Source organism: Tumebacillus algifaecis, assembly GCF_002243515.1.
Lineage (GTDB): Bacteria > Bacillota > Bacilli > Tumebacillales > Tumebacillaceae > Tumebacillus_A > Tumebacillus_A algifaecis.
In genome coordinates, this window is the sequence record NZ_CP022657.1 from 2295191 (window position 1) to 2307945 (window position 12755).

10 protein-coding genes are annotated in these 12755 nt (G+C 53.4%); all 10 read left to right on the top strand.

The genetic code is table 11. From position 1 onward, the window contains the following. The first annotated feature begins 91 nt into the window (after positions 1–91). Complete coding sequence (locus CIG75_RS10180) at positions 92–2038, top strand: SpoIID/LytB domain-containing protein (protein WP_094236569.1); 1947 nt, start codon at positions 92–94, stop codon at positions 2036–2038. Positions 2039–2165: 127 nt separating this feature from the next. Beyond that, the gene (locus CIG75_RS10185) at positions 2166–3692 is read left to right on the top strand and encodes a protein O-GlcNAcase (RefSeq protein ID WP_157729498.1); all 1527 of its coding nucleotides are present in this window, start codon (positions 2166–2168) and stop codon (positions 3690–3692) included. Between the two features lie 97 nt (positions 3693–3789). Continuing rightward, the gene (locus CIG75_RS10190; protein WP_094236571.1) at positions 3790–4515 is read left to right on the top strand and encodes a GntR family transcriptional regulator; all 726 of its coding nucleotides are present in this window, start codon (positions 3790–3792) and stop codon (positions 4513–4515) included. A 19-nt stretch (positions 4516–4534) separates the two neighbouring features. After that, the gene (locus CIG75_RS10195; protein WP_094236572.1) at positions 4535–5488 is read left to right on the top strand and encodes an N-acetylglucosamine kinase; all 954 of its coding nucleotides are present in this window, start codon (positions 4535–4537) and stop codon (positions 5486–5488) included. A 25-nt stretch (positions 5489–5513) separates the two neighbouring features. Further along, complete coding sequence (gene murQ / locus CIG75_RS10200; RefSeq protein ID WP_094238402.1) at positions 5514–6410, top strand: N-acetylmuramic acid 6-phosphate etherase; 897 nt, start codon at positions 5514–5516, stop codon at positions 6408–6410. 11 nt (positions 6411–6421) lie between these two features. Then, entirely contained in the window at positions 6422–8080 is a 1659-nt protein-coding gene (gene nagZ / locus CIG75_RS10205; protein WP_094236573.1) for a beta-N-acetylhexosaminidase, read from the top strand. Next, on the top strand, positions 8077–9264 hold the full coding sequence (locus CIG75_RS10210; RefSeq protein WP_094236574.1) for an anhydro-N-acetylmuramic acid kinase: 1188 nt from the start codon (positions 8077–8079) through the stop codon (positions 9262–9264). The genes nagZ and CIG75_RS10210 overlap by 4 nt, the downstream gene beginning before the upstream one ends. Further along, on the top strand, positions 9261–10415 hold the full coding sequence (locus CIG75_RS10215) for an exo-beta-N-acetylmuramidase NamZ family protein (RefSeq protein WP_094236575.1): 1155 nt from the start codon (positions 9261–9263) through the stop codon (positions 10413–10415). Before CIG75_RS10210 ends, CIG75_RS10215 begins: the two co-directional genes overlap by 4 nt. A gap of 36 nt (positions 10416–10451) precedes the next feature. Further along, entirely contained in the window at positions 10452–11768 is a 1317-nt protein-coding gene (locus CIG75_RS10220) for a sugar ABC transporter substrate-binding protein (RefSeq protein ID WP_094236576.1), read from the top strand. Between the two features lie 88 nt (positions 11769–11856). Next, on the top strand, positions 11857–12747 hold the full coding sequence (locus CIG75_RS10225) for a carbohydrate ABC transporter permease (RefSeq protein WP_227874194.1): 891 nt from the start codon (positions 11857–11859) through the stop codon (positions 12745–12747). Positions 12748–12755: the final 8 nt, after the last annotated feature.

Below are 12755 nucleotides of genomic sequence, written 5' to 3' on the forward strand. Positions count from 1 at the left end.
TTCAGTGGAAGAGTAGAAAGGATTTTCAAAATGCGGGGCGAAGTGGTATATACCACCTATTTTGGAGGTGGAAGAGAAGAGGAGGGGTATTATGCGTAAATTTGCTAGTCTCGCAGTCGCCGTTACGCTTACGCTATCGACCGTGATGAGCGGTCCGGTTATGGCGAAAGATGACAACAAGGTGATGAATGGCATCGAAAAAGCATACGTGCTGAGCGTCACTCAAGAGGGAAGTGCTGTCACGTATCAGATGATCGTCAACGGCAATGTGGAAACGTACTACACCCACAACAAGTCGTTTGAGGTGCTGCCGGGCTCTTTCGTATCGTTTAAAGCCAAACAGGACCGTATCGTCCATTTTAACGACACGGTGGCTGTCCTGAATTTGAACGAAAAAGTCATGTCCAAAGACACAACGGCCAAGACGCTCGAACTCGAGTTGTCCGGTACGGTGCAACTGGCAGCCAACTATAAGGTAATTCAATCGCTTAACGGCCAATCGATTCCTAAATCGCTGAACGACGTTTTTGTCGGGGCGGAAAATGTAAACGTTTTCTATAATCAATCGGGTCAAGTTGAACTGATCGTAATCAACGGTCTCACCCCGACCGATACGATGCGCGTCGGGATCATGAACAACGGTTTCGCTTCCCTCGACCATGATCAACTGAGCTTCCGCGCGGTGAACGGTTTGAAAGTGGTCGATAAGAAAGGAGGCCAGCAATTTAACATCGCTGCAAATACGGTGGTCACCTTTGTCAAAACGGCAAATGGTGTAAAAGCGACGGTGAACGGCACCGATTTGTACACCGCGACAGATCGTCTTTATGTCGAGCCGGCAACGGAGGACTCGCTTGTGCAGATCACTTCGTTCACGCGGGCATATGGTACTCCGTCCTATCGCGGTACTTTTGAGATCACGCCATCTGCGATCGCAGGCAAATTAAACCTGATCAACGAAGTGAACATGGAGCAGTATCTGTATCAGGTCGTGCCAAGCGAGATGCCAGCTTCGTTTGGTCTGGAAGCGCTGAAGGCGCAAAGTGTGGCAGCCCGCACCTATGCGATGAGCGATTATTTCTCGAACCGCTACGCGAAAAAAGGGTTCCATGTCGATGACTCCACCCTGAGCCAAGTGTACAACAACAGCGCGGAGAGTTCGCTCCACACGCAGGCGGTCAATGCAACCTCCGGCAAGATCATGGAAAAGAACGGCGTTTTGGTCGATGCACGCTACTACTCGACATCGGGTGGTTACGGTGCCGCGAAGCACGAAGTATGGTCTGATGCGGGCAACGTGTTCCCTGGTGCACAGATCTCCTATCTGTCATCGCGCTCTTTCACCTACGACCCGAGCAATCCAGCGCAGATCTACAACATCAACACCCAAGATGAAGCGGCTTTGAACGCGTTCTATAAAGATTTGACTTTGGACGGCTACGATGCAGCTTCCTACTACTTCCGTTGGAAAGTTGGATTCTCCAAGCTCGAGCTAGAAAACACGATCAACCAAAATCTTGCTGGCCGCTATGCAGCAGACCCGGCTTTCATTTTGACAAAAAATGCGGCGGGCAACTTCGTACAGCAAGCGATTCCGGCAAGCGGGATCGGCCAATTGAAAGACCTGTACGTCACAAAGCGCGGTCAAGGCGGCAACATGATGGAATTGGTGGTTGAAGGTACGACTGGTACCTATAAGATCATTAAAGAGTACAACATCCGCTTTACCGTTCGCCCGAGCAAAACGTTCACGCTCGGCCAAGACGTGTCGTTGTATCGTGCAAAAGGCGGCTCGACGTCCTATGATCCTGGCTATACGATCAAGAACAACACGATCTTGCCGTCCGCATTTGCTTCTTTCGATATCGCGCGCGATAGCAGCGGTAATCTGACGAACGTCACCTTCTTTGGCGGCGGTAACGGTCATGGCGTCGGGATGAGTCAATATGGGGCATCGATGCTCGGTCTGTCCGGATGGACGTATGACCAGATTTTGAACGCGTACTACAACGGAATGGCGATTGTAAACGCTTACTAACAATAACGGGAAGATTCAGAAAAAACAGGCACCACCTAGTCATTTTGGGTGGTGCTTTTTTATATTTCTTGTTATGGTAGAAAGGAATAGAGTACAACTGGGCGATAATGGGGAAGGAGTAGATGGGATGAAACGAACGGTAGTCTGGGTCGGTGTTCTCGTCGCAGCGCTTAGTGCAGGCAGTGCCCTATATTTGACACATCCGGAACAGGAGAAGCAGGGGAAAGTGTCATCTGTACAGGCTCCAGCAGCTGTGGTGGGTTCGAAAGACGCATCGAATCAGAAGCAGGAGGATAAAAAAGCAGCAGAGTCGTTCGCCATCCGCGGGGTCATCGAAGGGTTCTACGGAGCTCCTTGGACGCATGATCAGCGGCTTTCGATGTTCGAGTTCATGTCGCGCAACCATTACAATACGTATGTCTATGCACCAAAAGATGATCCGTATCAGCGTTTGAATTGGGCGTTGCTCTACCCGGAGCAGCAAGCGGCACAAATGCAGGAATTGATTACGAAGGCGGCGTCGAATGGATTGAGTTTTGTTTATTCGATCTCACCAGGACTACCCCTTCCGCTTCCGTCTCAGCCGCTCACAGCGGAGATGAAGCAAAAAGCGATCACCTTCTCGTCTAATGAAGATCGCGACCTGTTGATTGCCAAAGTTGAACAATTGCGCAAGATGGGCGTGCATACAATCATGTTGTCGTTTGACGATGTGTTGGAGGAGTTGAACGACAAAGATCGCGGCATCTACGGCACCAACTATGCTGAGGCCCACATGCAACTGGCTAACACCTTGCTTGTTGAAGGGAAGCGAAAAGATCCGAAGTTCCAACTGTGGTTTGCACCGACCCGCTATTTTGGTGTAAAAGATCATGTTTATTGGCAGACGTTGCGCGAACAGCTTGATCCGTCGATTCAAGTGATCTGGACGGGGCCGGAAATCCTCTCGAAGAAAATTGATTCGGCAGATGCTGATAAAGTGGCACAGTTATTAGGGCGTAAACCGCTGATCTGGGATAACTACCCGGTGAATGATTTTACTTATGAGATTGCCAAAGCGCCGCAACTCTTTTTCGGTCCGTTGGAGTCTCGCTCCGTCGATCTGCAAAAGCATGTAGCGGGACTGCTCGCCAACCCGATGGTACAGCCAGAGTCGTCCAAACCGGCGCTCTATTCGATCGGGCAGTATTTAAACCGTCCGGCTTCCTATGACCCGGATAAAGCGTATGTGGAAGGACTATCTGAGGTAAGCGGCGTTTCGCGCTTGGATCTCTTTAATAAATTTACCGACTATTCTCGCCGTTCGATGTTTGAACAGGAATGGAATCCGAAATTTAAAGCGTTGGTCGATACGAATGACACGGCGCGTTTGCATAAAGAATTTGAAGAGCTGCGCAACTTGCGCATCGCGATGCAAAAATCGACGGCGAACAAGCAGTTGCTTAAAGAGATCGATCCTTGGTTGATGAAATTGAGCCGAGAAGGGGAATTGGGTCTGCAAACACTGCAAATGCTGACTACAGCACAAGATTCGCCGGAACGCGCACAACTCGCCGAGAAGACGCGGCAAGAATTGATCGCCTTGCAACAGGAACCGTATAAGATCGGGGAAGAAATTTTGACGTTTGTAGACCTTTCATTGTCCAAAGAGTAAAAAATTATTTTCCATTCGAAAAAAACAGCAGGAAAAGTCAGAAACTATTCGAATATATAAACTGGTATAGACCTCCATAGGTTAGGTGAAGTGATCCATGTTAAACAAAAACATTCCAATTCCGCTCTACTATCAGCTCAAGGAACGACTGACTCAGACGATCTGCGAAGGAGAACTGGAGCCGGGAGCGTTGATGCCATCGGAACGCGAGCTGAGCGACCGATACGAAATCAGTCGCATGACCGTTCGGCAGGCGCTTGGTGAGATGGTCAAAGAAGGCTTGCTGGTTCGCGAGCAGGGGAAAGGGACGTTCGTCGCGGAGCCGAAGATCGCCCAACCTCTCTTGCGATTGACCTCGTTTAGTGAAGACATGAGAAGCCGAGGGATGAAGCCCGAGTCGCGCATCCTTGCCATTTACGTCGAAGAGGCGGCACCAAATGTCGCAACTGCGCTCAACCTGGGCGACAATCGCAGCGTGCTGGTACTGGAGCGCATACGTCTGGCCGATTCGAAGCCGATGGCCTATGAGGTGTCCCATCTGCCGTTGGCCCGCTTTCCGGATCTTGAGCAGGAAGATTTACATTCGGTTTCGCTGTACACGCTGCTGGAGGAAAAACACGGCCTGCAGATTAAATTCGCGAGACAAGTGATCGAGGTCGGGCTGTCAGACCGCTCGAATTCGGAAGAACTTGGCATCGCGCTCAAATCGCCCGTGCTGCTCATCGAGCGTGTGACGTTTGATGCTGACGAGCGGCCGTTCGAATTCGTCAGCTCGGTGTACAGAGGAGACCGCTATAAATTGCAAGTAGAACTCCATCGGTAGGTGTTGACCTTTGACCGCAATGAAAGCGTTTGTAGGGGTTGATGGTGGAGGGAGTAAGACCCGAGCTGTCGTCGTCACGGAAACTGGCGAATGGATCGCCGACATCGTGACAGCAGGCAGCAACGTCAACCATTTCGGGTGGGAGCGAACGCAGAGCGTTTTGCAAGATCTGTTTGTGAAAATTCGGGCCGCCCTCCCGCCCGATGTTCGGATACACAGTCTTTTTTTCGGAGTAGCAGGAGTTGATCGCCCGGAAGCGCGGGCAAGAATGACAGAATGGATAGCAAGCCGCTTTCCAGAAGCTATCGTTGAAGTGGAAAGTGACACATTGCCAGCGCTGGTAAGCGGTTCTGGCGAGACAGCAGGTATCGTGCTCATCGGCGGCACCGGATCGATCGCGTTTGGCATCAATGAACAAGGGGAGCAGTGCCGCGTCGGCGGTTGGGGCTACCTGATCGGCGATGAAGGCAGTGGCTATGCGATCGGTAAGGATGCATGCGCGATGGTGATGCGAAGTTTTGATGGCCGCGGTCCGCAGACGTTGTTGACCGCAAAGCTCCTCGATTTTTACAACGTGGAGACACCACCCGCTTTGATTCCGCTCGTCTACGCCACCGACATGACCCGCGAGCAGATCGCAGGTGCGACTCGTTTCGTTTTTGAGGCGGCACAGGAAGGTGATGCGGTGAGCATCGATTTGCTGAGCAAAGCGGCTGACGAGTTGAGCGATTTGGTGCGAACGATGCTCGGTCGCCTTTCATTTAAGAAAGAGCGTGTGCCGGTGGTGTTGACTGGCGGACTGTTCCACGAAGGAAGCCCGTTGCTGGACATGGTCCGTGGGCGTTTGTCTGAGCGCGTCGATGTGGTGCGCAGTACGCATCCTCCCGTCGTCGGTGCCGTGTCGTTGGCGTTCAAACAGGGGGGCGCCACGCCGGGTGACCATTGGGAACAGACGCTAGTGCGAATCAAATGAAGCAGAAGAAGGGATGACCCTGTCCGTGGAATCAATTTCGAAATTAAGCACTGAACAGACCAACGACAACTCAGCGAACCTCGACCAGATGAGTGCGCTAGAGATCGTGACTTTGATCAACAAGGAAGACCAGACGGTCGCACTCGCGGTGCAAGCAGCATTGCCGCAGATTGCCGCCGCGGTCGAACTGATCGCAGCAGCACTGGCCAAAGGCGGTCGCCTGTTCTATATCGGAGCGGGCACCAGCGGTCGTTTAGGCGTTTTGGACGCTTCCGAATGCCCGCCTACGTTTGGCATTGACGCCACGCTCGTCCAAGGCTTGATCGCCGGAGGTGACGCTGCGCTGGTCAACGCGCTGGAAGGCGCAGAAGATGATGCTTCCGCTGGGGCTGATGATTTGCAAAAGGTCCAGTTGAGCCTGCTCGATGTGGTAGTCGGGATTGCGGCGAGCGGACGCACGCCTTACGTGGCGGGCGCTTTGGCCTATGCACGGGAAGTCGGGGCGGCGACGATCGCGCTGTCTTGCAATGCACCAGCTGAAATTTCCAAGCTGGCCGATGTGGCGATCGAAGTGGTGACCGGGCCGGAAGTTTTGATGGGCTCTACTCGCATGAAGGCAGGCACCGCACAGAAGTTGGTGCTGAACATGCTGAGTACCGCGAGCATGGTGCAGAGCGGCAAGGTCTACCAGAACTTGATGATCGACGTGAAACCGACCAACATCAAGCTGATCGACCGCGCGACGCGGATTTTGACGATGGCAGCCGATGTGGAATACGACACTGCTGCGGTCGCTCTCACGCGGGCGGACAATCGGGCAAAAATAGCATTGGTCATGCTGAAGACCGGGCTGGGACCGGAAGAAGCAGAACTGCGGTTGCAGGCAGTCAACGGCTTTGTGCGCCGTGCCATTGAAGGATAGGGGGAGGCATCATGTCAGAAAAAGGGTGTTCGTTGCGTCAAAAGATCGGACAGACGATGATGTTCGGGTTTCACGGTACAGAGCCGTCACCTGAGATCACCTCGTTGATCCGCGACCATCATGTCGGAGGAATCATCCTCTTTGCCCGCAACATTGGGGAGCCCAAAGATGTGCTGCGCCTGACGATTGCGTTGCAAAAGATCGCCTATGAGGCGGGTCATCGCCATCCGCTCTTGATCTCCATCGATCAGGAGAATGGCATCGTGCGCCGCTTAGGGGCGGGTACGACCCTTTTGCCGGGCAACATGGCACTCGGCGCGACAGGGGAGAGCCGTTACGTGCAAGCGGTGGCCGAGGCGACCGGGCGCGAACTGAAAGCGCTCGGCATCAACTACAACCTTGCGCCGGTGCTCGACATCAACAACAACCCGCACAACCCGGTGATCGGTGTTCGCTCTTACGGCGAAGATCCACAGTTTGTAGCCGAGTGCGGATCTGCGGCGATTCATGGATTACAAGCGGCAGGCGTCGCTGCGTGCGGCAAGCACTTCCCCGGTCACGGCGACACGAGCAAGGACTCGCATTTGACCTTGCCGTTGATTCCGCACGATCTGGAGCGACTGAAGCAAGTGGAGTTAGTGCCGTTTGTGAAAGCGATTGCAGATGGTGTTGATTCGCTGATGATCGCGCACGTTTGCTTCCCTGAGATCGAGCCCGATCCGACCCTTCCGGCCACGCTTTCTCGCCGTGTTGTCACAGACCTGTTGCGAAATGAACTCGGGTACCAAGGTGTGATCACCACCGATTGCATGGAAATGAAAGCGATTGCCGACAGTCCCGGCACGGTGGAAGGCACGTACCGTGCATTTCAAGCGGGCATCGATTTGTCGTTCATCTCGCATACCTACGAGTGGCAGATCGGAGCGATCGAGCGGCTGGTAGCTGGAATTGAAGCGGGAGACACACCTGTCGAGCGTCTCGATGACGCGGTTGGACGAATTCTCAAGCTGAAGGAGAAATATCTGCATTGGGATGAGATCACACCGTGGTTTGAGCAGACAGACCCTGTGCCGGATGCGATCGTCGGGGGACCGGAGCATGAGCAATTGGCACGCGAGGTGATGGAAGCTGCCGTGACGCTTACCAAAAATGAGGCGGGGCTGCTTCCGATGACTTTGCAAGCGGAGCAGACGGTCGCGGTGGTCTGTCTGCAGAACAAGTTGACCTCGCTCGTGGAGGATGAGCGCTACCTGATCAATCCACTGCAACAAGCGCTGCAGGCAACACACCGCAGCGCACGTTGTTTCGAGGTGCAGAATCCTCCGACAGAAGCGGATATCGAACAGGTGATCCAAGGATTGGACGGCTGTGCGGCGGTGATCGTCGGCACGATGAACGCGCAGTTGGCGCCAGGTCAGTCCCAACTTGTTCAGCGCTTGAACCAGAGCGGGGTGCCGCTGATCGTGATCTCGATGCGCACGCCCTATGATCTGGCGATGTTCCCAGAAGTAGCAACCCATATTGCCGCTTATGAATGGACGCCGACAGCCCTACAAATTGCCGTAGAAGCCATTTTTGGCCAGCGCGAACTGTGTGGCCGCTTGCCGGTGACCATTCCGAATGTCGCGGTACGGGGGCATCGAGCAGACAACCGGGGTGATCTGCAATGACAGAACATGCAGCTCTGACTTGCGTGGGTTTGATGTCAGGCACCTCGGTGGACGGGATCGATGTAGCCATCGTCGAGATCGTGGGCCGACCGCCCGCACTCGAAGTCAAGGTGCGCCATTTTGAAACGGTCCCTTTCTCCGAAGCGGTGCGCAGTCGGATTTTCCACCTCTTCGACCTCGAAAAAGCAAACGTCTCCGAGCTGAGCACGATGAACTTTTTGCTCGGGCATGTCTTTGCCGACGCGACGTTGACCGCGTTGCGAAATGCTGGAATTGCACCGCATGAGGTAGCGTTTGTCGCCTCACATGGACAGACGATCTACCACAATCCGGTGCCGGAATTGATCGATGGCTATGAGGTCATCTCGACCTTGCAGATTGGTGAAGCTTCGGTGATCGCTGAAAAAACGGGAATTACGACGATCTCCGACTTCCGCGTCCGCGACATGGCGGCGGGTGGGCAAGGAGCTCCGTTGGTGCCTTTCGTTGACAAACTGCTGTTTACAGCGCCAGACAAAGGGCGGATCGCTGCGAACATCGGCGGCATTGCCAACCTGACCGTGCTTCCGGCAGGTGGTCGGTCCGAGCCGCTTGGCTTTGACACAGGCCCTGGCAACATGATCCTCGATGGACTGGTCCAAAAGATCACAGGCGGCACGAAGCACTATGATCAGGATGGAAAGATTGCGCAGACAGGTCAAGTAAACGAAGCATTTCTCGCGAAATGGTTGGAATTGCCATACTTTGCCGCCCAACCGCCGAAATCGACAGGACGTGAGCTGTTCGGCGCCGTCTGTGTCGAGCAATGGTGGTCTGAAGGTCAGGCTGCAGGTCTCGCTCCACAAGACTTGGTGCGAACGGCGACCGAGTTTACGGCACGAACTTTTGCCGATGCGATCAAACGTTTTGTTCTGCCCGCATATGCAATCGAGGAAATGTTTGTCGGTGGGGGCGGATCGTATAACCCCGTGTTGATGGACAGCATCAGAAAGCATTTGCCGAATCTTGTGATCGAGCAACAAGAGGCGACAGGGATTCCAGGCGATGCGAAAGAAGCGGTATGTTTTGCAGTTTTGGGCTATGAGTGCTTCCACCAAAGGCCCAACAATCTTCCGTCCGTCACTGGAGCCGCTCGGCCTGTCGTGATGGGGAAAGTTGTGCGGTCTCAGGAGGGACAAGCATGATCCGTATCGGGATCGAAAGGTTTCTTGCAGATGATCTCGGGCGCTTCAAAGGAGCAAAAGTCGGATTGCTCAGTCATCACCCCGCGGTGAACGATCAGTTTGTCACGACGATCGATCTTGTGGCACTGCACCCAGACCTTCAGTTGCAGGCGCTCTTTACGCCGGAACACGGGTTGTTCGGAGTGGCGCAGGCAGGGGAACAGATCGGCGATGAGCTTCACCCGCGGTATCAGGTGCCGATCTATTCCTTGTATGGCACGCGCAAGAAGCCGACTGCTACCATGCTAGCTGGACTGGACGTGCTCCTGATCGACTTTCAGGATGTGGGGGCGCGTTTCTACACCTATATCTCTGCGCTCGGCTACATGTTGGAGGCGGCAGCAGAAGCGGGGTTGCCTGTAGTAGTGCTCGATCGGCCCAATCCGATCGGAGGTCAGATCGTTGAAGGGCCCCTTTTGCAGCCAAACTTTATCTCGTATGTCGGACGCTACCAGATTCCGCTCCGCTTTGGCTTGACGATTGGCGAGTTAGCGCTTTGGATCGCCAAACAAGAGCAGTTAGCAGTCAATTTGACCATCGTTCCGATGACGGGTTGGAAGCGTTCGATGTGGTTCGATCAGACGGGGCGCGATTGGGTGCCGCCGTCGCCGAACATGCCTGCTTTGACGACAGCGATCGTTTATCCGGGCATGACCTTCTTCGAGGGGACAAACGTCTCAGAAGGTCGTGGTACGACGCGTCCGTTCGAATTTTTTGGTGCACCTTGGATCGAGCCGTCCGAATTGATCGCTCGCTTTCAAGAGCGGGGAATTCCTGGCGTCCAGCTTCGTGAAACCTGCTTCATCCCGACCTTTTCCAAGTATAAGGACGAGATCTGTCGAGGGGCGCACGTGCATGTCACCGATCGGGAACAGTTCCGCCCGGTGCGAATGGCGATGCATCTACTCGAAGTGATCAAGGAACTGTACCCCGATTATTTGAAGTGGACCGATCCGGTCAAGGGCCGTCACTTTATCGACTTGCTCGCTGGCACCGATCAATTGCGGTTGGCGCTCGACAGCGGGCAGGACCTCACATCGCTATATGAAAAGTGGGAGACAGAGACAGAAGCGTTTCGATCATCTCTAGCTACTAACTTTTTATATTCATAAATCATCTATCATTTTTGACTAGGGGGCATCACAAACATGAAACATGTTAAATCGGTAGCGCTGGTCACAGCTGTCTCACTCTTGGGCGTCGGACTGGTTGGTTGTAGCAGCGATGAGAAGAAAGAAGAATCGTCTGCGAACTGGACTGGTAAGATCACGATTTGGGACGGTCCTCGTTGGGCAGATGACAAAGAGAATAAGTATCACTGGTTGGAGAAGATGGCAGCCGAATTCGAAAAAAGCCATGAGGGCGTAAAGGTTGACATCGTACAAGTTCCGTGGGCTGAGTTGAACGACAAACTTGGCGTCTCCCTCTCAGGTAAATCCTTGCCGGACATCGCACCGATCGACATCTCCGGCAATGGAGTCAACCCGACGTTTGTCAAGCAAGGCGCGGTCGAGCCGCTCGATGACTATTTCACCGCTGAAGAGAAGAAGGACTTCTATCCGAACGCATTGGAAGCGTATACGAAAGATGGCAAAATGTATGGCGTGCCGGCGGCGATGACCGTTCACTCCCTTTTGCTCAACCTCGACATCTTCAAAGAGCGCAATGTTGAGCCGCCGAAAGACGGACAGTGGACTTGGGAAGAGTTTACCGACAAGATGAAAAAGCTGACCTATGACAAAAACGGTGATGGCTCGATCGACGTGTATGGTTTCTCGACCTATATCAAGAACGGCTACTATGAAGCTTGGCCATTCCTGTACATGAACGGCGGTCGTTCGCTGAATGACGATGCGACCAAATTTACATTCGATTCCTCGGAAGCAATTTCTGCGATGAAAGCGCTGGCCGACCTGAAAGCGGCCGACAAAGTAGCGCCGAAAGAAATGGGCTCCGGTGATGTCGGCGGCACCTGGAAAGCGTTTGCGAAACAAAAGACGGTCGCTGTTGAGCCATGGGCTACTTGGGCGATCTCCGCTGCACAAGGCGAAAAGATGAACTTTATGGTTGCTTCCTACCCGTCGGGTAAAGCTGGCAAACCGGTTACGATCGGCGGCGTTGGCGGTTGGATGATGTTTGACCAAAAAGAAGATGGTAAGAAGAAAGTGGTTGCCGAATTCATGAAGCAACTGAGTGCGACCGAACAACAAGTGCTGTCCGCGAAGAGCTACGGCACCTTCCCGTCCCGCATTTCGGCGATGGAGCAAAACCCGTTTGCTGACAACGTTCAAATGCAACAAGCGCAAAAGCTCACCGAACAGGCGGTCATGCTGCCGCGCCACGAAAACTGGAAGAAGATCGACGAAGCGATCCAACAACAGCTTCAACTCGTGCTCAACGGTGAGAAAACTCCGGAAAACGCGATGAAGGAAGCAAAATCGAAAGTTGATGCACTTCTGAAGTAGCAGACGCAGACTTGTCATGTTTCGAGGGGGACCCTGATTGCCAAGGGTCCCCCTCACACCTAAAATTTTGAGCATCGGGGGAACGGATGTGAAGGCCTCCAATGGACTGCTGAAAGAAATGTGGAAACAGCGGGCCGCTTATCTGTTTTTGCTACCAAAATTGATCTTGTTCATTCTGTTTATCGTGATCCCCGTATTTTGGGCTTTTCTGATCGCTTTTCAGGAGTACGGGTATTCAGGAAGCAAATGGGTTGGATTTGACAACTTCATCAAAACATTCGAAAGCGAAACGTACCGCGTGGCGTTACTCAACACTTTGAAATATACGGTCATTACGGTGCCTTTGAACATCATTTTGGCGCTGGGTCTCTCCACGCTGATCTATCCGCTTGGCCGAATGTCGCAAAGTTTCTTCCGTGGTGCCTTCTACTTGCCGACCGTTACGTCGATGGTAATCATCGCGATGGTTTGGCGCTGGGTGTATAACTATCGCTTTGGTCTGTTCAATTATTTCTTGGACTTTTTCGGAATCCCGCCTCAAGACTGGCTGAACCAGTCTGATACAGCGCTGTGGGCACTGATCATCATGAGTGTTCTGATTCCGCCGGGCGTAGGGATCATCATGTATCTGGCGGCGATGGGCTCCATTCCCGAATCGCTGTATGAGTCGGCGAAGATCGATGGAGCGAATTCGTTCCAAAGATGGTGGCGGATCACGGTGCCGCTGCTCAAGCCGACCACGCTGTATCTGACCATGCTGTCACTGATCGGTTCGTTTCAGGTGTTTATCCAGGTCATCCTGATGACGGGTGGCGGGCCAGGTGACGCGACGGAGACGGTCGTACATCTGATTTACAAAACGGCTTTCCGCGATTTGGAATTTGGGTTGGCCTCGGCACAGGCTGTGGTGTTGTTTATCATCACCCTGATCTTCGGGGTTGTACAATACCGAATCATGTACCGCAAAGGGGAAGAGTAGGAGGCGAA

What these genes read in the sequence shown, in the direction of transcription:
- CIG75_RS10185 (WP_157729498.1), top strand. Translation starts at nt 2,166, where the DNA reads ATGAAACGAACGGTAGTCTGGGTCGGTGTTCTCGTCGCAGCGCTTAGT.
- CIG75_RS10215 (WP_094236575.1), top strand. Translation starts at nt 9,261, where the DNA reads ATGATCCGTATCGGGATCGAAAGGTTTCTTGCAGATGATCTCGGGCGC.
- CIG75_RS10195 (WP_094236572.1), top strand. Translation starts at nt 4,535, where the DNA reads ATGAAAGCGTTTGTAGGGGTTGATGGTGGAGGGAGTAAGACCCGAGCT.
- nagZ (WP_094236573.1), top strand. Translation starts at nt 6,422, where the DNA reads ATGTCAGAAAAAGGGTGTTCGTTGCGTCAAAAGATCGGACAGACGATG.
- CIG75_RS10190 (WP_094236571.1), top strand. Translation starts at nt 3,790, where the DNA reads ATGTTAAACAAAAACATTCCAATTCCGCTCTACTATCAGCTCAAGGAA.
- CIG75_RS10210 (WP_094236574.1), top strand. Translation starts at nt 8,077, where the DNA reads ATGACAGAACATGCAGCTCTGACTTGCGTGGGTTTGATGTCAGGCACC.
- CIG75_RS10220 (WP_094236576.1), top strand. Translation starts at nt 10,452, where the DNA reads ATGAAACATGTTAAATCGGTAGCGCTGGTCACAGCTGTCTCACTCTTG.
- CIG75_RS10180 (WP_094236569.1), top strand. Translation starts at nt 92, where the DNA reads ATGCGTAAATTTGCTAGTCTCGCAGTCGCCGTTACGCTTACGCTATCG.